This window comes from Vibrio sp. Vb1026 (assembly GCF_033338745.1).
In the GTDB taxonomy this organism is placed as follows: domain Bacteria; phylum Pseudomonadota; class Gammaproteobacteria; order Enterobacterales; family Vibrionaceae; genus Vibrio; species Vibrio alginolyticus.
The window spans coordinates 196,343-216,196 of record NZ_JAWOTH010000002.1 but is presented as its reverse complement, the minus strand read 5'-3'; the positions used below and the strand labels follow the sequence as shown (position 1 = coordinate 216,196).

The window sequence follows — 19,854 nt, the reverse complement described above, 5'->3', positions numbered from 1 at the left end:
TAAAAGCGAAAAGTGAATAGTGAAGAGCCAGAGGTACTATGCCTCTGGCTCTTTTTGTTGAGAATTACTCTCATATCTTTCTATTGTTTCTGCTTTCCTATATGTTATCTGTATACGTCGTAACCAAAAGGAATTTGGAATTGAATCGTAATGTATGGCTTCTATCCCTCTGCCAAGCCTTATTAATGACAGGGAATATTTTACTCATATCTGTTATTGCCCTTATTGGCAAAACACTTGCGCCGTCATCAAGTTTTATCACATTACCAGTTGCACTGCAGTTTTTGGGACTGATGGCCGCGACAATTCCTGCGTCGCTAATTATGGGCAAGTTAGGGCGTCGCCTTGGTTTTAGCCTTGGTAATGTCATTGGCATTTTGGGTGCTAGTCTAGCGACGTATGCATTAAGTCAACAAAACTTCTATCTGTTCTGCATGTCTACGTTTTTGCTTGGTGTTGGTATAGGTTTCGGTACTCTATACAGGTTTGCTGCCATTGAAGTGTGTGAAGAGTCGGCAAGGCATAGGGCGATTTCGATATCTATGGCGGGTGGGGTGTTAGCGGCGATCCTTGGACCTAATTTGGCGGTGTACTCACAGCAGTGGTCAGGTGATGGCTTATACATTAGTGCATTTGCTGTGCTTGTCGTGCTTTATATAACTGCGTTGGTTGTGCTACAAACCATTCGTTTTCCACCTGCACACACGCAGGCGCTACACGCTAAGGCGGATAAGCTGAGACTGATTATTCGTCGACCTAATTTCATGCTAGCAGTTATCGCGGCAATGGTTGCGTACGCGGTGATGAACATTTTAATGACAGCAACTCCTTTAGCGATGATTGGTTGTGGCTTTGATTTTGATAAAGCGGCGGGAGTGATCGAATGGCACGTGTTGGGTATGTTTGCTCCTGCGTTTGTCACGGGCCGTCTGATAGAGCGGTTTGGCGCTAAGAATATGATTTTGGCGGGTGGATTGCTATTTGTTGCTTGTATTGGAATTAATATACATGGAGTGTCTATCTGGCATTTTAGTCTTGCTTTAATCCTGTTAGGAATAGGGTGGAACTTTATGTTTATCGCAGCAACTGGGCTGTTTAGTCAAAGCTATGAAGCGAAAAACAGAAGCAAGGCTCAAGCGTTTAATGAATTCTTCGTGTTCAGTTGTGTCACCATCACCGCATTACTATCTGGTTGGCTTGAGTCTACCGTAGGTTGGCAGAATCTTAATTTGTATGTTCTTCCATTTGTGTTACTCGTTATCGCGATGTTTGCGTTAAAAACGAATAAAAAGCCAGAATCACAAACCGCTTAATTAAGTCTTAATATATAACCCGGCCTATCGTGTCGGGTTTGTTTATTAGCTCAAATCAACAATCTCTTCTTTATGTTTTTATCGATAATGTGAATTCCCACAATAAAAATGTCGATTTGATAAGACTTTTTATCTAACTTTTTGTAATAAAAATAAAAATCCTGTATATATCTTGCCGAAAATCAATAAAAACTAAAGAAGTTTCGTCTATGTCAGCCAATATTTCTCATAAAGCTCAAGAAACTCTCGTGAGGGAGTCTGAGGAACTCGTCTCAACAACGAACTTACAAGGTGTTATTACATATTGTAATGAAGCCTTTTGCCGCGTTGCTGAATACACTCACGAAGAACTTGTCGGTCAGAACCATAATATAGTTCGTCATAATGATATGCCTAAAGCCGCTTTCGGTGATATGTGGGCACGCCTTAAACAAGGTAAAGCCTGGCGTGGAATGGTTAAGAATGCCACTAAGTCTGGCGGTTACTATTGGGTTGATGCTTATGTCACCCCTATCTACGAAGACAACCATGTTGTTGGGTATCAATCAGTGCGCGTGAAACCAAAGCGAGAGTGGGTTGATATTGCGACAAAAGCCTACAAAAGCATGCGTGCTGCAGAGAAGTCTGGTCGAACTTGGTCGTTGAAAATCAATGAAACCATTCGCTATGCGATTCTACTTGGTGCACTAACCGCACCTGCAACCGCATATGCGTTGTCTGTTGAAGGGCCGTTGGCTTGGCTTGCAAGTGCGTTACCTGCAAGTGTTCTGGCTCTGTTATTCCGCCAAGAGTTAATTGATACACCTCAGCAACTTAAAAAGTTACAAAAGCAATATGACAGCGTAAGTCGCTTGATCTATTCCGGTAACACGGCATTTTCGATTGCCGATTTCCATATCAAAATGCTATCCGCAAGAATTCGAACCGTGTTAGGAAGAATGACTGACTCCGCATTGCCTTTGCAGCATTGCGCCGAAGAGCTTAGTCAAACAACGGCAGAAGTCTCAGCTGCATTAAATCAGCAAAATACCGATATTCATCGTGTGCGAGATGCTACCCAAGAGGTGGAGTTGTCGGCAAATTCGGTTTCTTCGAGTACCAATGATGCCCATATGTTGATTGATGATACATTGAAGTCATGCTTGATGGCGAAGGAGACCATTGATCAAACGCACACCAATCTAGCGCAATTAAGCCTTCAAGCTGAAAAAGCGACGGAAACGACGTATCAACTGAGTGATCAGGCGCAGAAGGTGAACCATTTGATGGAAGAGATTGGTGGAATCGCAGAGCAAACCAATTTACTGGCACTTAACGCGGCGATTGAAGCAGCAAGGGCAGGGGAGCAAGGTCGTGGTTTTGCTGTTGTAGCTGATGAGGTCCGCGCGCTTTCTGGGCGTACATCCAATGCAACTGAACAAATCCAAGCTTCTATCTCCACTATGTTGGCAACGATTCAAAGTTGGCAGAAAGATATTCTGGCAAACAAAGAGCAAACCGATGCCTGTTCTCAAGTAGCAGAACAAAGCGCGTTGCGTTTGTCTGAAGTTGAACAGATGATGCAAACCATGAGTGGGCTGATGGTTGATGTAGCAGAAGCTGCGAATAACCAGTTAAAGCTATCTAGTGATGTAAACCAGCACATTCATTCTATCGCTTCGACCGCAGAACAAAACTTGGCAGCAACACATTCAGTTGAGCAAAATAGCCGACAGTTGAAAGACCAAGTACAAGATTTCTATCAGCTCGCACTTCGATTTGAAGACAAATAGTCGTAACGAAAGTTGTGATGTTTATGTCCTGGCTGCGTTTATACGAATAGGAGCCAGATAAAAGAAAGCCCCGCCATTGCTGGTGGGGCTTTTCAGTTTTCACATTCGCAATAGAGAAAACTGACTATCTTTTTACTGCAATTACGCGAGTAGCTCTTTTGCTGTGTTCACTACGTTTTCAGTCGTGAAGCCAAACATTTTGAATAGTTCGCCAGCTGGTGCAGATTCACCGAATGAAGTCATACCGATGATGCGACCGTCGAAGCCTACGTACTTGTACCAGAAGTCAGCAATACCTGCTTCAATTGCGATACGTGCTGTTACGTCTGATGGCAGTACAGCTTCACGGTAAGCGGCGTCTTGTTTGTCGAATGCGTCTGTTGATGGCATTGAAACAACGCGTACTTTCTTACCTTCAGCAGTTAGCTGTGCTGCTGCTTCTACTGCTAGTTCAACTTCAGAACCTGTTGCGATAAGGATTAGCTCTGGCTTGCCTTCGCAATCTTTCAGAATGTAAGCACCTTTCGCGATGTCTGCTACTTGTTCTGCTGTGCGCTCTTGTTGCGCAAGGTTTTGACGAGAGAAGATAAGTGCTGTCGGTGCATCTTTACGTTCAATCGCTAGTTTCCAAGCTACAGCGGACTCAACTTGGTCACATGGACGCCATGTGCTCATGTTTGGTGTTAGGCGTAGCGATGCCATTTGCTCAACTGGTTGGTGAGTTGGACCATCTTCGCCAAGACCGATAGAGTCATGCGTGTACACTTGGATGTTCTGAATTTTCATCAGCGCAGCCATACGCATTGCGTTACGTGCGTACTCCATGAACATTAGGAATGTTGCGCCGTAAGGAACGAAACCACCATGTAGCGCGATACCGTTCATGATCGCTGTCATACCGAATTCACGTACGCCGTAGTGGATGTAGTTACCAGAGAAGTCGCTTGCTTCTAGAGACTTAGAACCAGACCACATGGTTAGGTTAGAAGGTGCTAGGTCAGCAGAGCCACCCATGAACTCTGGTAGTAGAGCACCAAATGCTTCTAGAGCATTTTGAGACGCTTTACGTGATGCAATGTTTGCTGGGTTAGCTTGAAGATCAGCAATGATTTGGCTTGCTTTCTCTTCCCACTGTGCAGGAAGCTCACCGTTTACGCGGCGTTTAAATTCAGCTGCCAGCTCAGGGTACGCTGCTTCATAAGCTGCAAATTTCTCGTTCCACGCTGCTTCCTTAGCTGCGCCTGTTTCTTTCGCTGACCATTCTGCGTAGACTTCTTGCGGAATTTCAAAAGGACCGTGCTCCCAACCTAGTTCTTTGCGTGTTGCTGCGATTTCTTCTGCACCTAGTGGCGCACCGTGACAATCGTGTGAACCAGATTTGTTTGGTGAACCAAAACCGATGATAGTCTTAGTACAGATAAGTGTAGGACGTGGATCCGCTTTCGCCGCTTCAATTGCTGCGTTGATTGCGTCAGCATCGTGACCATCGACTGCAGGGATTACGTGCCAACCGTAAGCTTCGAAACGCTTAGGTGTGTCGTCAGAGAACCAACCTTCAACGTGACCGTCGATAGAGATGCCGTTGTCATCCCAGAACGCGATCAGCTTGCCTAGACCTAGAGTACCTGCAAGAGAACATGCCTCGTGCGAAATACCTTCCATCAGACAGCCGTCGCCCATGAACACGTAAGTGAAGTGGTCAACGATGTCGTGGCCTTCTTTGTTGAACTGTGCTGCTAGCGCTTTTTCAGCTAGAGCCATACCAACCGCGTTAGTGATGCCTTGACCTAGCGGACCCGTTGTGGTCTCGATTCCTGGCGCGTAACCGTACTCTGGGTGACCAGGAGTTTTAGAGTGAAGCTGACGGAAGTTTTTCAGATCGTCGATAGACAACTCGTAACCTGCAAGGTGCAGTAAAGAGTAAATCAGCATTGAGCCGTGGCCGTTAGACAGTACGAAACGGTCGCGGTCTGCCCACTCAGGGTTTGATGGGTTGTGGTTTAGATGAGAGCGCCAAAGAACTTCAGCGATGTCAGCCATACCCATAGGTGCACCTGGGTGACCAGAGTTAGCTTGTTGAACACCATCCATGCTTAGCGCACGGATTGCATTTGCTAGATGTTTACGATCCATAGTGATTACTTCTCGATATTTGATTTAAATAGAGGGAACTCGCCGAAACAAGTTCAAATAGAATTTTTTGAAAATAGTGCTGATGGTAAAAGCGAGTAGACGGGCTACTCGCTTTTGGTAAGCAATTAAAGCTTAGCTTCGATCATCGCTTCTAGTTTGCCTTGGTCAACGGCGAAGTTGCGGATACCTTCAGCCAGCTTCTCAACAGCCATTGGGTCTTGGTTATGTTCCCATAGGAACTCTGCGTGAGTCATTGGTGCTGGACGCTCAGCTGCGCCTTTAGAATCAACTAGTTTCTCAACTACTTCACCTTCAGCTGCTTCTAGTTCTGCAAGTAGAGCAGGAGCGATAGTTAGACGGTCACAACCAGCTAGTTCTAAGATCTCACCGATATTACGGAAGCTTGCGCCCATAACTACAGTTTTGTAGCCGTATTCTTTGTAGTAGTTGTAGATCTTAGTTACAGATAGTACGCCTGGATCTTCTTGAGCTTCGAAGTCACGGCCTTCTTTCGCTTTGTACCAGTCCATGATACGACCAACGAATGGCGAGATTAGGAATACACCCGCTTCTGCACAAGCACGTGCTTGAGCGAACGAGAATAGAAGCGTTAGGTTACAGTTGATGCCTTCTTTTTCTAGGATCTCAGCTGCGCGAATGCCTTCCCAAGTTGAAGCCAGTTTGATAAGGATACGGTCGTTAGTGATGCCAGCATCGTTGTACATTTTCACTAGTTGACGAGCTTTCGCTACGCTGCCTTCCATATCGTAAGATAGACGAGCGTCTACTTCTGTAGAGATACGACCTGGGATAGTTTTTAGGATTTCTTTACCGATGTTTACTGCAAGCATGTCACAAGTATCTTGAACTTGTTGAGCTTTGTCGTTGCTCTGTGCTTTAGCGTATTCGATTGAAGCATCGATTAGAGGTGCGTACTCTGCGATTTGAGCGGCTTTAAGGATAAGAGAAGGGTTAGTTGTTGCGTCTTCTGGCTGATACTTTTTAATTGCATCAATCTCGCCAGTGTCTGCTACTACAGTCGTTAGTTTACGAAGTTGCTCTAACTTGTTGCTCATAATCGATCATCCTATTTAAATGGGCTTAAGCGTGATTTTTGTTATCACAGCTTGTGCATTTGCAAGCGAGTTAGCTAACCGTCTCATCGCATTTAATGAGACATCTGCTCAGCCAACTACGGAAAATTTCGTTACCGAACAAATGCTATGAACATTTGATCGATAGCTGAGTAAATGATGTGTCCATATTTATCCTATCTATGCTGAAAGTCAATCGCTGAAATGGACTTATAGTGAACTTCATCAACGTTTTTTTACTGTGTGTTTAGTGGTTAACCCAAATAAACGTTTGCCCTTATTGTTCAAAGCTTGAGCGTTGTCCAAGAGGGTAAAAAATTGTAGTGAGAAAATGTTATTGCGATGAGCAAATGTAGCGTTTAAATTGATAAAGAACATATGCTAAGTCAATGAGCATATGTTCACTTATTGCATACAATATCGATCCTCTTAAAGGGCGAGAGAAACCATGAGCAGTTCTAATCAAGATATTTCCATTGAAAACACGGATTTGTTGACAGAGATTTCCGTCGCGTATTATCAAGACGGTGCGACTCAGGAAGAGATATCGAGAAAATTTGCCATATCACGCGCAAAGGTTGGGCGAATGCTCAAGCAGGCGCGTGATGAAGGCATTGTTGAAATTACCGTTAAATACCATCCGGTGTTCAGCGCCAAGATCGAACAACGTTTGATCGAGCGATTCGGCGTTAAGCGCGCGCTTGTTGCTCTTGATCAACCGAATGAAGAAGCGCAACGACTACAGGTATCGGGATTGGTGTCCAATTATCTCACTAGCACGCTCAAAAACGGCATGGTGGTGACGGTCGGACAAGGGCGCAACGTGTCGTCTGTCGCTCACCATATTGGTGTTATTACGCCGCGTGATTGTAAATTTGTGTGTGGCATTGGTGGTATTCATCCGCGTGGCGGTATGTATAACGCCGACCATATTTGTCGTCAGTTGGCGAAGAAATATGGGGGGACCTCTGAAACCCTTTATGCGCCGGCTTACGCAGAAAACAGAGAACAGAAGTTGGCCTTTATGCAAAATGCAACCGTGAAACAAACGCTCGACCTAGCACGTAAAGCCGATGTCGCTTTGGTTGGTATTGGTGACATGAGCGAAAACAGTTACATGGTCGACTTAGGTTGGTTTACGCCTGATGAAGTGGTTCAGTCGAGACTTCAACAAGGTGTGGTAGGGGATTTTGCAGGTTATGACTTCTTTGATATTCACGGTAATGTAGCGAACACGGTAATGAGTGACCGAGTAATTGGACTTGGTATTGAAGAGTTTCGGCCGATCTCGGAAGTCATTGCGATCGCAGCAGAGAACAGCAAGCCGCTCGCTCTACTCGGAGCATTAAGAACTGGAGCGATAGACGTGATCGCCACGAGCGTTAGCAACGCATTAACCGTGCTCAACTTAGATGAGCAAATGCACGGCAACGCGACATCTGAACGCTAACGGAAATAGTCGGCTTTTGATGTAGTCAGGCTATGAGGAGGGACAAATCACTCATAGCCAGTTTCTATTTCGAAATGACAAGTTTGGTTTAAAAGCTGCGTTTAGTTTATTGGAACACATCATCTTTAGATAAACGTAAGATACTATGTTAAACAGACACTTGTCTTAACGCTCGATAGGTAGAGAGTGGTCAGCACCCCATTCGGTCCAAGAACCGTCGTACACCGACAGATTGTCTAGACCAATTTGATACGCCGCGAGTAATAAAATGCATGCGGTTACACCGGAACCGCAACTAAAAATAATCGAATTGTCACTATCTATCGTTAGTGCGCTAAATATCTGTTGCAACTCTGAGTTTGGTTTAATGTGACCGTTGGTCAAGAGTTCTTGAAACGGTAAGCAAACCGAATTTGGAATGTGACCACTACGTAGACCTTCTCGTGGCTCAGGCACTTCACCAAGGAATCGTGCTTTGGCTCTGGCATCGATGATGTTGGCACTTTTATTGGTTGAATGAGCAAGAACATCTTGTGCACTCAAAAAGGCATTTTGGTTGAGCTTACCCGCAAAGTTACCTCTTTCGCTTGGTTGCGATAGGGTACTTTCAACAGGGAATCCGGCTTCAATCCAAGCTGGAAGACCGCCATTTAAGACTCGAACATTATCATGTCCCATAGCTTTGAACATCCACCAAGCTCTTGGCGCGGCTAAAGTGCCAGAGTTGTCGTAAACCACAATCAAATCTTCGTTGTTCAAACCGAGTTGTAGCGCACTTTGGTTGAAGCCTTCTTCTGTTGGCATCATATGCGGCAGGGAAGAACCGGGTAAGCAAAAGTCATTGTCGTAATCAAAGCGTAAAGTATTTGGAATCCACTTATCTTGAATCTTTTTACCTTCAGAAGGGATTTGAAACGCAATACTAGCGTCGAGGAGCTTGACGTTAGGTTGGCCGAGAAGGCTATTGAGTTCATCAGTACTAATCAGTGCTTGCATTGTCTTTAGTTTGCTAGGTGGATAATCTTACTGTTTTACAACAAAAAAATCGCATGTTCAAAAGAACGATGCGATTTTTAAGTTAAAGATTGAAGATTTGTTCTGAAAGACAGCTTTCGATTTACCCAGTTACATGGTCCAAGTGTTGTCTCCAGAAGTAATCACTTTCTGAATTGGGTCACTACCGTCATAGAACCAAATTTCAACAAGTAGGCTACCTTGGCTATCAGAAACATTAAAGTCGACATTTGCTGTACCATTGTTGAGTGGAACCGATGCGACTTTGCTTGGGTATTTTGCATCGTAGTTACCTGAACTGTTCTCGACAAACTCTTTGTACACGCTTAGGTGTGCTCGTTGTGAAGAGAAACCACTGATGTCTACATTGAGCGTACCTTCCGTCACTGGGTTGTAGCTAAAGCCATCTGGTACTACTAGATCCTGCATGGTTGCATCTTCTACAGTTACGGTAGTCTCTTCTACGGTTGTTTCTTCCTGTTGGGTTGTGTCTTCCTCTGCAACGGTGGTTTGGGTTGGTGGAGGTGGTGTACTGTTACCACCTCCGCCGCCACCGCCTCCGCCACAAGCCGTTAGTGCTAATCCCATGATGATTGTGATAAGTGCTTTCATAATGTTATCTCCCTATGGAATGTAGCATTTGTTAGGTGTTGGAGCGGTGTGCCAATCTGTGCTTAGTTCGCCACCAGACTCAGCCCAAGTTTGGAAGTGAGGGTATGCATCGACCATGTCTACACGCTCTAGCGGCCAATCCCAATCTTCTACTATTAACAGTGCCCAAGGTAAGTTGTTTGCTGTTTTGAAGTACACACCTTGTGCAGGGTCACTGGCATCGACGCCGACACCGAAGAGGTTTTGGTCATCAAACTGTTCTGTTGGTGCTTGGTCTGCTAAGTGAACTTCCCACTTACGCCCTGGTTGGAAAGTAATACCATCGCCATGGTAAGTGCCCGGTGTTGCAAAGATGAACGGGTCGTATGGCATGGCTTGAATGGCTGAACGGTCAGATCCTTCAGTGAAGTACACATTCAAGGTAAAGGTGAGTGAGACGTTATCATCACAGCCAGACTCTGTGCGGAAGTAGCTACAGCTGCTCGCCGCGTGTGTGCTTAAGTCTTCACTGATGATGAAAATTGCTTCATCAGAAATACTTTCCAAGCCATTAGATGCTTGTTCTACACCATTGAAGGATAGTGTTGTTAATCCGTTTTCAATCGAGCTTCTCAATACACCCGGTAGTCGGATTGCGAAGCCATTTTTGTAACTTGCACCGTAAGCCGCTAGGTCGCCAGTAATTTGAATACTCTCAACATGACCCGCAAGACTGGTTTCGGTGATGCGGAATTTTACGACCACATCGTTCATGTCGTAGTCTGCGGTGTATGGCCAGTTATCTTCGTAAGCGACGGTGGCGTAATCTTCTGCACTCGGGAAATATTCCACTGAGTAACCATTACCAGTGATGGTAATTGGGTAATCTTCCACCTCACCAGACGTCGAACCACCATCGTAGTTTAATCCGGTTTGTTGGCTAAAGCGGAATCGGCTCCAGCTAGACCCTTCCGTTGCAGCGGTTGAAACTACAAACGGTAGGGGATTATTACCCGCAGACAGTAATTCGTCAGTAAAGACTTGTTCGCCTTCATCATCAAAGTCACCATCGCGGTTCCAGTCAAACCATGCTGATAGGTAGCCAGAAGTGGAAGCCGTCACATTCACAATTGAACTTAAGCCTGGGTCAAGTGCGGATACAAAACCAACACCATCTTCATCAGCTGTGCCAACAGAGTTGTCGTTTGCTTGACCGTCGGCATCACCATCTGGAGCGACTGAACCAAGCCAAGTTACACCGTCCACCTCATGGCGAGGACCGTTTGACGCAAGCGTGGTGTGGTAGCTGTCTGGAGCATCACCAAAATCAATTGGCTCGTCTTCGTCAATCACTGGAGCATTTGCACAACGTGCTCCATCATTTTGGCTTGAGCTTGGACCGTTGGATACAAACTCAACCGCAGGAACGATACCTGCTGCGATATTGGCTGCGTTACCTTCCGAAAGGTCAACACGATAGATTTTGCCGTCTTGGTTGCGTGACACGTAGTAGTTGCCGTTTACATCGAAGTAGCCAGCACCAAATGTGCCTAGCTCGCCAGTGTCACCTATCGCAGTCGTATTACCATTCGATGGGTTGAACTGGTATAGCACTCCAGAGTTATTGTCGATGCCGTAAAGGGAGCCGTCGCCTGGGTGGAATGCAAAGTCGGTTAGATTCACCGTCGCTGTTGAGCTGATTTTCACGATGCTCAATGTCGCATTTGGATCAGAATCGAGCGGAGAAAGGTCAATGGAGAAAAGTCCTTTGCCTTTGCGGTACAAGTAGTAGACGTGGTTGTAAACGTCACCTACGTAAAACGTGTGGTCAGTAGGAAGACCCGAAACATCAAGTGTCTCTGCTTGGAAGTCTTGACCAAGGCGAACAATCTTTTTGTTTGTGGTGTCGTAGCCGTAGATATAACGGTCAGTGAAGTTAAAGCCTACACCGTTGATGCCCGAAGCCAAACCTGTGTCGTCCTCTAAAAGAGTCGTAGAACCTGTAACCAAATTGACGCCATAGATTTGAACCGGGGTTGATTGGAACAGGTATGCTTTGCTTGGGCATGTGTCAAATGGCGCCGCTTGTGCATAAGCGCTCGCTATTAGAGACCCAAGTAGTAGTGATGTCCTTTTCATAATTCGCCCTCTCATTGGTTCGTGATATATGCAATGAAAGGAATGTGCCAACTTTTAAGTTGTTGAATTTTATTGGGTTAATATTTGTAAGAAGAAGGGTTTTAAATCTGATTGTCAAAATGAGAAAAAAGCCCAGCATCGAGTTGGGCTTTTTGGGAATGATTAGAGGTTTAGAACTAGCTACAAACCGGACAGGTGGGCATTTTCATCAGATTCATTTCTCGCCAAGACATGCTGAGCGCGTCCAAAATCAGAATTTTGCCTTTCTTTGGTTGGCCGTAATCAGCAATCACTTTAATCGCTTCCATCGCTTGTACTGCGCCAACAATACCCACAACAGGCGCCATGACTCCGGCTTCGACACAACTTAACGCACCGCTGCCGAAGAGGGCACTTAAGCACTGGTAACATGGTTGCGCTGGGTCATCATAAGTAAACACACTCACTTGGCCTTCCATGCGAATGGCCGCGCCTGAAATTAGCGGTGTTTTGGTCGCAAAACATAGGCGGTTAAGTTGATTACGCGTATCGACGTTATCTGATGCATCGACAACAATAGTGTGCTGCTTAATCAGGCTTTCTAACGCTGTATCATCAAGACGTTTTGCGATGGTATCTACGATAATGTGCGGGTTAAGCTCGCGTAGTGCATCGGCCGCCGAGTCTACCTTCTTACAACCAATATCCGCATCGTGGTGCAGCACTTGGCGCTGAAGGTTAGACAGCTCGACGATATCATCATCAATCAGCGTGATTTTACCTACACCAGCAGTCGCCAAATATTGGCTTGATGCGCAGCCTAAACCGCCAGCACCAAGCATTAATACCGATGCTTGTTTGAGTGCTTCTTGTCCTTCAAAGTCAAACTGACGAAGAATGATTTGGCGGTTGTAACGCAACATTTCCTGATCGGAAAGAATATCCACAACGACTTCCTAGTAAAGGGTTGAGTTGAATAGTTGAATCTGAACCGTTTCGCCCACTTCAACTCGGCCGCGTTCACGTTCCAAGACAACAAAACAGTTCGCTAGGCTCATTGAGCGGAATGCGCCAGAGCTTTGGTTACCGGTTGTTTCAACCACAAACTTGCCATCTTCCAATGTGTAGATACCACGTTGGTAATCGGTACGACCTGGCGCTTTCTTAAAGGCGGTTTTGGTTGTTGCTGGAATAGACTCGGGTGCTTTCCATTCGGTGTGGCCTGCAAGTTTTGCCAGCATTGGTTGAACAAGCACGTACATAGTAAGAACTGCAGAAACAGGGTTACCCGGAAGACCACAGAACCAAGCAGTGCTTAGCTTACCAAACGCGAAAGGTTTACCCGGCTTGATTGCTAGCTTCCAGAAACCGATCTCACCAAGTTCTTCAAGAATGTCTTTTGTGTAATCCGCTTCGCCAACGCTGACTCCACCAGAGGTAACAACGACATCAGCCAACGTTTGTGCTTGTTCAAAGGTCGCTTTGAGCGTTTCTGGGCAGTCGGGGATGATGCCTAAATCGACGGCTTCACAACCAAAGTTTTCAATCAACGGTTTGATGCCGTAACGGTTGCTGTCGTAGATTTGACCTTTGTCTAACGGTTCGCCTAGTGGTTTAAGTTCATCACCAGTAGAGAAGAACGCAACTTTGGGTTTACGCACTACTGTCACATGGCTTATACCAAGAGACGCAATCATCGGAATATCGCGAGGTGTTAAACGTGCACCTTTTGCCAGTACGATGTCGCCTTGTTTGATGTCGTCACCTGTTGGGCGGATGTTGTTTTGTGGCTTCACGTCGGTTTGGTTGAACTGAATGCCAGCATCTGTTACTTCAGTGTTTTCTTGCATGATAACGGCATCACAACCCTGTGGGATTTTTGCGCCAGTCATGATGCGAACACAGGTACCTTGAGGCCATTCACCTTCAAAAGGTTGTCCTGCAAATGATTTACCTGCCAGAGGCAATACAGAAGATGACTCAAGATCTTGAATGCGAATAGCGTAGCCATCCATTGCTGAGTTATCGAACGGCGGTACGTGGATAGGAGACAAGATATCTTCTGCCAGTACAAAACCGAGTGCTTCAGCAAGTGGAAGAGAAAGCGTTGTTTGGATAGGTTTGATTCGCGATAACATTTTGTCCATCGCTTCTTCAATTGGCATCAAGCCAGGTGCGTCGCAGCAGCCCATTGAGAAAATCCTGTGTTCTTTTGTTTTGTGGCAACTTTACCATAAAAGGGGACTGAGTAAGAATGTCCACCTATAAAATATGGGTGTAATTATTCAAAAATCCGAGTATCCTTGTCAGCCATCCAAAAGGGGTAAAAAACCTGCGGAGCTCAAGAAAATCAGCTCAGTACCTTCATCTGATGTGACTTGGTGTAAAGACACGAACTGAGCAACTCAAAGCGAAAAGTATGAATGCAATTTTGATTGGGTTTGTACGAAGGCTGAAGTAAAACAAAAGAGGAAGTGGAATGTCAGGTCTTAGCGAGTCAGCGAAGTTAGTAAAAGAAGCGCTAGAGCAACGCGGTTTGGAAACGCCAATGCGTCCAAACAACGTAAGTCGTGAAGAGAAGAAAGAGAAGATCGAACACCACATGCGTGAGATCTTAGGTCTACTTCAACTTGACCTTACCGACGATAGCCTAGAAGAAACCCCTCACCGCATTGCTAAGATGTACGTTGACGAAATCTTCTCTGGTCTGGATTACTCCAACTTTCCTAAAATCACGGTGATTGAGAACAAGATGAACGTGAGCGAGATGGTTCGCGTGAAGGACATCACAGTGACCAGTACTTGTGAACACCACCTTGTGACCATCGATGGCAAGGCTGCTGTGGCTTACATTCCACGTGGCAAGATCATTGGCCTGTCAAAGATCAACCGTATCGTTCGCTTCTTTGCCCAGCGTCCACAAGTTCAAGAGCGTATGACTCAGCAAATTCTTGTTGCACTTCAAACGTTGCTTGAGTCCGATGATGTGGCAGTGACGATTGACGCAACACACTACTGCGTGAAATCTCGCGGTGTGATGGATGCAACCAGCGAAACCACGACAACAGCATTGGGCGGTATCTTCAAAAGCAACCCAGCAACGCGTGCCGAGTTTCTGCACGGTTTACGTTAGGTAACCAAGCACTATTCTAAGAGGATGGCAAACGCCATCCTTTTTTATGCTTGTTTAGAAAATGACTTCATGATTTCTGGCCAATACATTTTGACGTAACCTGCCGATACCCAAACAACCAATACAGTCGCGATACTGAGCTCTAGAAAACCAAAGTCGTGCAGCCAGTGCCAGTGAGGGTGCGATTCGGCAAAAAAAGAGGTTAAGCGATGCATTGCGATAGCGCTGATCACGGAAGGAAAGGTTACTGCCGCGATAGAAGGTTGAAACTTCAAGCGAAGTAAGCGGAAGTAACATAAGTAGATCAATAAAGTCATAGTGATGGCGATCCCTGCCAATGCGCCTGTTAGTATCGGATCAGGTAAGGGAAAGTTCACCAAGTATGCTGCTAATGACAAGTTTACCGGCGCGGCCATAATCGCGAGGGTCGGTCTTGCTCGCCTTGGTAGAGAGCCGAAAAACACTAAACGATACAACACGAGTGGCAGCATGAAGAAATAAATGCCGATGCACATCATCGCTAATGTTTCGGAGAATAAGTTGTGACCTAGTTGAGAACCGGCTAGTGAACTACTGATTAGCCCCACCGGATAAAGAAACCAACTCGGTACGATATTGGACATTTTGAAGTTCATTAGCTGAAAGCTAAAAAACAGCACCATCATAGTAAAATGCAGCAAAAGCGCCATAAACCAAAGTGGATAAGCGATGATAGGTGCTACAGCGGCAAGATAATCTGCAAGGATCAGTAACGCCATACTCATTGGTGCCATTAAACTACCACTCAGTGGGTGACGAATGTCGACCATGAATAATCGTGGATTCGCGGCATATTTTATGAGTACAGGGGCGAGTAAAAGTGCGCCGAGTGACGCCAAAAATGGGCGTATCGGTTCACCAATCTCAGGAACATAGAGTGCCCAAGCTTGCCCTAAACCTATCATACCTAGTGCCAACGCGGCTTGAGACGGCGGGACACTATAAAACTGCACAAGTCTTCTCCAGTTCAAATCTACTCCATTTGATTTTTGCCTGAATGAAACGAAACATGACGATTTGGGTGAAATGCTCTATTTAAGTAGCGAATACTAACAAGTATGGAGAGGGGTTTCTCATGAAAGGTGGTGAGCAAATATCAGAAAATGATAATTTTGTGAGTTTGGTATCGAATATTTGGGAAAAGATGCAAAAATGCAGAGTTTGTCGCTCCAAACCCTTCGATAGTCTGGAGCAAAGTGATAACAAAGAGGATGTTATGTTGATTGATTCTCCGGTAGATCCTGCTGGCGTAACTTTTCGTTTTTGATTGTGCGATGCAGCAGCTGGCTGTAAATAGGTTGTCCACCCAACAATTGAGCAATAATCACAGCGCCCAAACAAGTAATGATCAATGGCAGGATTAAGTAGTAGTTATTCGTCATTTCAATCACTAACAGAATACCAGTAATCGGTGCACGTACCGTTGCTGCAAACAGGGCACCCATGCCCGCAATCGCAAATACACCAGGCTCGATATCAAGCGCAGGGAGTAAGACATCAGCACTTGCTCCGAACGCATAGCCAAATAAGGTTCCCAGAGCAAGCATAGGTGCAAAGATGCCTCCCGGCGCACCAGAACCAAAACAGAGCAGGGTTGTAATTACACGACCAAAGAAAAGCAAAACTAAAATGGATACCGAGTAGTTACCGTTAGTAATGTCAGGAATAAGGCCGATACCACCACCAGTTAGTTGGGGTACGTACAAAAGAAGCAAGCCAAACACGCCTCCCAGTAACGAACCTACAATCAAGTAGCGCTTACGATCGTTTTTGTGAATTGCGACAAAACTGTCTTGTGCCACGGTAATCAGTTTATTGAAGATCACGCCAAACACGCCAAACAATGCGCCAAGCAATAAAAACAGCCATAGGGTTTGAAGCTCTGGCGACTGGTATTGCGGCATAGTGATAACGGCGTCTTGCCCGTTGATGGCGCGAAACACTATGTTCGCCATAATGGCAGAAATGATCACTGCGCGAATTGAGATCAAAGAGTAGCGAAACTGAGGTCGCATTTCCTCCACAACGAACATAATGCCTGCGAGTGGGGCATTAAAAGCCGCAGCCAAACCGCCAGCAGCACCAGAAGCGAGCAGGGAGTGGCGGGTATCGTCATCCTTTACCCGGAATATATCGGTCACCATTCGACCTACAGCACCACCCATTTGAACGGTTGGGCCTTCACGACCCAGCACCATACCTGAGCCAAGTGCGCCCATGCCGCCGAAGAATTTTACTGGTAGAACTCGCCACCAGCGCACTGGACGAATATTATCCATTGCCCCTTCGATTTCAGGAATACCAGAACCTGCCGCTTCTGGCGCAAAGCGGTGCACAAGAAAATAGCCAATAAAAGCTAAAAGTGCGCTAATGAGAACCGCTGCCAGCCACAACGGTAGAACATTACCAATTTCGCTTCTTAACCATTCTGTTCGTGTTTCAGAAACGAAATGAACGGCAAGCTCGAAATACGTACCGACAAAACCAGCCAACGTACCCACAATGGCGGCCATAATGAGAACAGAAAATGGTGTTGACCCTCGAGAGACAAACTGGTTAATCGCATCTTTCGGTACGTGCGCCAACACAGATTTCACAATTCTCTCGCGTTTGGTCATTAACAAGCTCTCCTGTTGCTGGGGGAAGGGACGAAAGAAAGTATACGCTTCGCAGAGTCTAGACCTAATCAATAAAGATGCAATTTAGCTTTTCACTATTGAGTGTTCGAAGTATCGCGATATTATTCATTCACTCAGATTGTGCTATTGCTCTCATAATTTAGGATAAAAAACTTGTTTTTTGAGAAAAATGAACCATGCTTTAATTGTAAAGCAACATGACTGCTTCAGAAGGAGGGATGTGAGGTTTTACACACAATTTGGATGGATTCAAACCCTACGGTAAGTCCTCGTTTTATGTTCGGGATGCATCAATAGACATCGCCGATTCGCACACTCACGATTGAGTAACGAGGTAGAGGCGCACGAACATGTGCGCCTTCTTAATTTCTGCGTTATAACTTTCATCACCATAACTTTCATCGCCACCTGCCACTATTTTTCTCTTGAACATTTTCTTGCAGTTAGTAATGTCTTGGTTCGATGTCAACCAACTAGAGCAGTGCATGCGCTTTTATCTTCGACTCTTACTTTCTTTATGTTGTTGTTCGGTAACGTTTCCGGCACTTTCAACGCCGAGCTGGTGGCAAGACACGTTGTCAGCTATGCCATATTCCAATCTAAAAGAACGTATAGAAAAAAGTGGGAGCTGGTATAGTTGCGAAGTGCAGCTGCTAGACAATTCAACGTTTATCAGCGCATTTTGTTTGGATGATTTTTCGTACTACCAGCAGCACTTGTATGGTGAAGTGGTTTTGAGAAGAGAAAGTGCTCAGTTCTCGTTTCTCACTGAATACGAGTGGCAGCGTCTGAATGACTTACTTCTCAACTTAAGAAAGGATGGGTTAGTTTTACGCAGAGTTACTATCGGACAAGAACACTATGATGTCGTTGAAGCTCTGGAAAAGAAATCTTCCGAGCTTGTCGATAAAGAAGTTATTTTGTTGATGAACCGCTATCCACAAGAAGCGATTCGAAGTTTGCTTTGGGTAAAACCGGACGAGTTTCTGACGCCATCACCGTCCTTAAATGTGCAATTGCGCAGTGATGGCGAAATTATCGAGGTCAAAGTGACTCGTTTTTAGATTCTTTATGGAGAGATAGGAAGGTCGCCATTGCAGACTCATCCAAAAAACCATCCGATTTTTTGTGAGCGCGCAGGTATTGATAGCCTGCGATTAGCTTGCGGTGTATCTCTTCTGCATCGTCTGACAACGGCTGATTCATAACGTGTTGAAAGGCAAGTTTGTACGCATCCATATCCACGACTTCAGCACGGCGATATAAATAACCACATCCCGTTGCTAACCATTCAAGAGAGCAATTGGCGCGCATTGCAATTTGATTTGCTTTAGTTAGGCTAGGTTCACTGCCTTTAAGGTATTTGCGTATTAAAGCTTCAGACACATCGACGCGTCGAGCGAACCCGCTGATGCTTTCTTCTCCGATCAGGGTGGCTAGGCGTTGGGCAAAAGACATATTTCGTACTCCAGTTCGAATTGCGAAAGTTTACCCGTTGAGCCGGTACGAAAACAAGACTACGATGAATGCAGATCAATTGAAGGAGAAAACCCATGGTTGCAAAAGTAGTAACTGCACCAAAAGGCCCAGAGTTCTCAGAGCTGGTTCAAGGATATTGGCGTGCAGTTGAGTGGGGAATGACGGCTCAAGAGCGTTTGTCATTTCTTAAGCAACACATTGAGTTAGGCATTACGACGGTCGATCACGCCGACATCTACGGCAATTACGAGTGTGAGGCGTTGTTTGGTGAAGCGCTAGCTTTAGACAAGAGTGTTCGTGAGCAAATTCAGATCGTGACGAAATGCGACATCAATTTGTGTGGCGATAAAACGCCAGAGCGTAAGATCAATCACTACGACACGAGCTCAGCACATATCTACCAATCGGTGAATAACTCGCTAGAACGTTTGAATGTGGATGAAATCGACGTACTTTTAATTCATCGTCCTGACGTGTTAATGGATGCAGACGAGGTTGCAGAAGCATTTTCTGAGCTTCATAAAGTCGGCAAAGTGAAGCACTTTGGCGTGTCTAACTTCACTCCACGCCAGTTTGAACTGCTGCAATCTCGCTTAGGTAAGCCGTTGGTTACTAACCAAGTGGAAATCAACCCACTTAACTTTGAGGTTGCACACGATGGAACGCTTGATCAAATGCAAATGTTGCGCACGCGACCAATGGCTTGGTCTTGCCTCGGTGGTGGTTCAATTTTTAGTGGTGACAGTGAGCAAGCTGTTCGTGTCCGTAACGAATTAGAAGCAATTCGTGAAGAAGTGGGCGCAGCGAGTATTGACCAAGTAATTTATGCCTGGGTACGTCGTTTGCCATCTAACCCTATTCCAATCATTGGTTCTGGTAAAATCGAGCGTGTGCAAACTGCAGTCAATGCATTGAATATCGAACTTACTCGAGAGCAATGGTATCGAGTATGGGTGGCTTCTAAAGGTCACGGTGTGCCATAGAATTGATATCTTATCGATGAAATTGTTATTAAAGGCATCCTCTATCAGGGTGCCTTTTTAGTTTTAGCGCGTTACTGTTTACCCATTATGGAAATG

Annotated in this window: 16 protein-coding genes; 6 read left to right on the top strand and 10 right to left on the bottom strand. The window is 45.5% G+C overall.

Going from position 1 to position 19,854, the window contains the following annotated elements; translation table 11 throughout:
- Nucleotides 1–140 precede the first annotated feature (140 nt).
- Both R7E47_RS04815 and R7E47_RS04810 read left to right on the top strand, forming a co-directional pair.
- Nucleotides 141–1,313, top strand: a complete 1,173-nt coding sequence (locus tag R7E47_RS04815) for an MFS transporter (protein WP_025767923.1) — start codon at nucleotides 141–143, stop codon at nucleotides 1,311–1,313.
- Between the two features lie 209 nt (nucleotides 1,314–1,522).
- Nucleotides 1,523–3,085, top strand: coding sequence for a methyl-accepting chemotaxis protein (locus R7E47_RS04810; protein WP_065275191.1), 1,563 nt, complete (start codon nucleotides 1,523–1,525; stop codon nucleotides 3,083–3,085).
- Nucleotides 3,086–3,226: 141 nt separating this feature from the next.
- Here R7E47_RS04810 and tkt read toward each other — a convergent pair whose 3' ends face one another.
- Both tkt and tal read right to left on the bottom strand, forming a co-directional pair.
- Complete coding sequence (gene tkt / locus R7E47_RS04805; protein ID WP_042522667.1) at nucleotides 3,227–5,218, bottom strand: transketolase; 1,992 nt, start codon at nucleotides 5,216–5,218, stop codon at nucleotides 3,227–3,229.
- A gap of 125 nt (nucleotides 5,219–5,343) precedes the next feature.
- On the bottom strand, nucleotides 5,344–6,294 hold the full coding sequence (tal, locus tag R7E47_RS04800) for a transaldolase (protein WP_005373488.1): 951 nt from the start codon (nucleotides 6,292–6,294) through the stop codon (nucleotides 5,344–5,346).
- 466 nt (nucleotides 6,295–6,760) lie between these two features.
- Between tal and R7E47_RS04795 the strand changes: the two genes are divergently transcribed.
- The gene (locus R7E47_RS04795) at nucleotides 6,761–7,762 is read left to right on the top strand and encodes a sugar-binding transcriptional regulator (RefSeq protein WP_005387670.1); all 1,002 of its coding nucleotides are present in this window, start codon (nucleotides 6,761–6,763) and stop codon (nucleotides 7,760–7,762) included.
- Between the two features lie 165 nt (nucleotides 7,763–7,927).
- On the opposite strand, the gene R7E47_RS04790 is transcribed toward R7E47_RS04795, so the two are convergent.
- From R7E47_RS04790 to moeA, 5 genes are all read right to left on the bottom strand, one after another.
- Entirely contained in the window at nucleotides 7,928–8,758 is an 831-nt protein-coding gene (locus R7E47_RS04790; RefSeq protein WP_053304520.1) for a sulfurtransferase, read from the bottom strand.
- Between the two features lie 129 nt (nucleotides 8,759–8,887).
- Nucleotides 8,888–9,388: a hypothetical protein gene (locus R7E47_RS04785; protein ID WP_053307245.1), complete on the bottom strand. Its 501-nt coding sequence runs from the start codon at nucleotides 9,386–9,388 to the stop codon at nucleotides 8,888–8,890.
- 12 nt (nucleotides 9,389–9,400) lie between these two features.
- Complete coding sequence (locus tag R7E47_RS04780) at nucleotides 9,401–11,506, bottom strand: LruC domain-containing protein (RefSeq protein ID WP_213965429.1); 2,106 nt, start codon at nucleotides 11,504–11,506, stop codon at nucleotides 9,401–9,403.
- Nucleotides 11,507–11,682: 176 nt separating this feature from the next.
- Complete coding sequence (gene moeB, locus R7E47_RS04775; RefSeq protein ID WP_017635207.1) at nucleotides 11,683–12,432, bottom strand: molybdopterin-synthase adenylyltransferase MoeB; 750 nt, start codon at nucleotides 12,430–12,432, stop codon at nucleotides 11,683–11,685.
- Between the two features lie 9 nt (nucleotides 12,433–12,441).
- Nucleotides 12,442–13,677: a molybdopterin molybdotransferase MoeA gene (gene moeA / locus R7E47_RS04770; protein WP_054576110.1), complete on the bottom strand. Its 1,236-nt coding sequence runs from the start codon at nucleotides 13,675–13,677 to the stop codon at nucleotides 12,442–12,444.
- 287 nt (nucleotides 13,678–13,964) lie between these two features.
- On the opposite strand from moeA, the gene folE reads away from it, so the two are divergent.
- The gene (gene folE, locus R7E47_RS04765) at nucleotides 13,965–14,618 is read left to right on the top strand and encodes a GTP cyclohydrolase I FolE (protein WP_005373478.1); all 654 of its coding nucleotides are present in this window, start codon (nucleotides 13,965–13,967) and stop codon (nucleotides 14,616–14,618) included.
- 44 nt (nucleotides 14,619–14,662) lie between these two features.
- Here folE and R7E47_RS04760 read toward each other — a convergent pair whose 3' ends face one another.
- Nucleotides 14,663–15,610, bottom strand: coding sequence for a TDT family transporter (locus R7E47_RS04760; protein ID WP_005373475.1), 948 nt, complete (start codon nucleotides 15,608–15,610; stop codon nucleotides 14,663–14,665).
- A 261-nt stretch (nucleotides 15,611–15,871) separates the two neighbouring features.
- Nucleotides 15,872–17,275 carry a H(+)/Cl(-) exchange transporter ClcA gene (gene clcA, locus R7E47_RS04755; protein ID WP_005373473.1) on the bottom strand — a complete coding sequence of 468 codons (1,404 nt, stop codon included), beginning with the start codon at nucleotides 17,273–17,275 and terminating at the stop codon, nucleotides 15,872–15,874.
- Between the two features lie 470 nt (nucleotides 17,276–17,745).
- Between clcA and R7E47_RS04750 the strand changes: the two genes are divergently transcribed.
- On the top strand, nucleotides 17,746–18,360 hold the full coding sequence (locus R7E47_RS04750) for a hypothetical protein (RefSeq protein ID WP_242542021.1): 615 nt from the start codon (nucleotides 17,746–17,748) through the stop codon (nucleotides 18,358–18,360).
- Here the strand turns inward: R7E47_RS04750 and R7E47_RS04745 are convergent.
- Complete coding sequence (locus R7E47_RS04745) at nucleotides 18,341–18,754, bottom strand: helix-turn-helix domain-containing protein (RefSeq protein WP_005373470.1); 414 nt, start codon at nucleotides 18,752–18,754, stop codon at nucleotides 18,341–18,343. The genes R7E47_RS04750 and R7E47_RS04745 overlap by 20 nt on opposite strands.
- A gap of 95 nt (nucleotides 18,755–18,849) precedes the next feature.
- Here R7E47_RS04745 and R7E47_RS04740 point away from each other — a divergent pair, with 95 nt between their 5' ends.
- The gene (locus tag R7E47_RS04740; RefSeq protein WP_005387688.1) at nucleotides 18,850–19,758 is read left to right on the top strand and encodes an aldo/keto reductase family oxidoreductase; all 909 of its coding nucleotides are present in this window, start codon (nucleotides 18,850–18,852) and stop codon (nucleotides 19,756–19,758) included.
- The last annotated feature ends 96 nt before the right edge of the window (nucleotides 19,759–19,854 follow it).

What these genes read in the sequence shown, in the direction of transcription:
- tkt (WP_042522667.1), bottom strand. Translation starts at nt 5,218, where the DNA reads ATGGATCGTAAACATCTAGCAAATGCAATCCGTGCGCTAAGCATGGAT.
- R7E47_RS04750 (WP_242542021.1), top strand. Translation starts at nt 17,746, where the DNA reads ATGTCTTGGTTCGATGTCAACCAACTAGAGCAGTGCATGCGCTTTTAT.
- tal (WP_005373488.1), bottom strand. Translation starts at nt 6,294, where the DNA reads ATGAGCAACAAGTTAGAGCAACTTCGTAAACTAACGACTGTAGTAGCA.
- folE (WP_005373478.1), top strand. Translation starts at nt 13,965, where the DNA reads ATGTCAGGTCTTAGCGAGTCAGCGAAGTTAGTAAAAGAAGCGCTAGAG.
- R7E47_RS04740 (WP_005387688.1), top strand. Translation starts at nt 18,850, where the DNA reads ATGGTTGCAAAAGTAGTAACTGCACCAAAAGGCCCAGAGTTCTCAGAG.
- R7E47_RS04810 (WP_065275191.1), top strand. Translation starts at nt 1,523, where the DNA reads ATGTCAGCCAATATTTCTCATAAAGCTCAAGAAACTCTCGTGAGGGAG.
- clcA (WP_005373473.1), bottom strand. Translation starts at nt 17,275, where the DNA reads ATGACCAAACGCGAGAGAATTGTGAAATCTGTGTTGGCGCACGTACCG.
- R7E47_RS04780 (WP_213965429.1), bottom strand. Translation starts at nt 11,506, where the DNA reads ATGAAAAGGACATCACTACTACTTGGGTCTCTAATAGCGAGCGCTTAT.
- R7E47_RS04795 (WP_005387670.1), top strand. Translation starts at nt 6,761, where the DNA reads ATGAGCAGTTCTAATCAAGATATTTCCATTGAAAACACGGATTTGTTG.
- moeA (WP_054576110.1), bottom strand. Translation starts at nt 13,677, where the DNA reads ATGGGCTGCTGCGACGCACCTGGCTTGATGCCAATTGAAGAAGCGATG.
- R7E47_RS04790 (WP_053304520.1), bottom strand. Translation starts at nt 8,758, where the DNA reads ATGCAAGCACTGATTAGTACTGATGAACTCAATAGCCTTCTCGGCCAA.
- R7E47_RS04785 (WP_053307245.1), bottom strand. Translation starts at nt 9,388, where the DNA reads ATGAAAGCACTTATCACAATCATCATGGGATTAGCACTAACGGCTTGT.
- R7E47_RS04745 (WP_005373470.1), bottom strand. Translation starts at nt 18,754, where the DNA reads ATGTCTTTTGCCCAACGCCTAGCCACCCTGATCGGAGAAGAAAGCATC.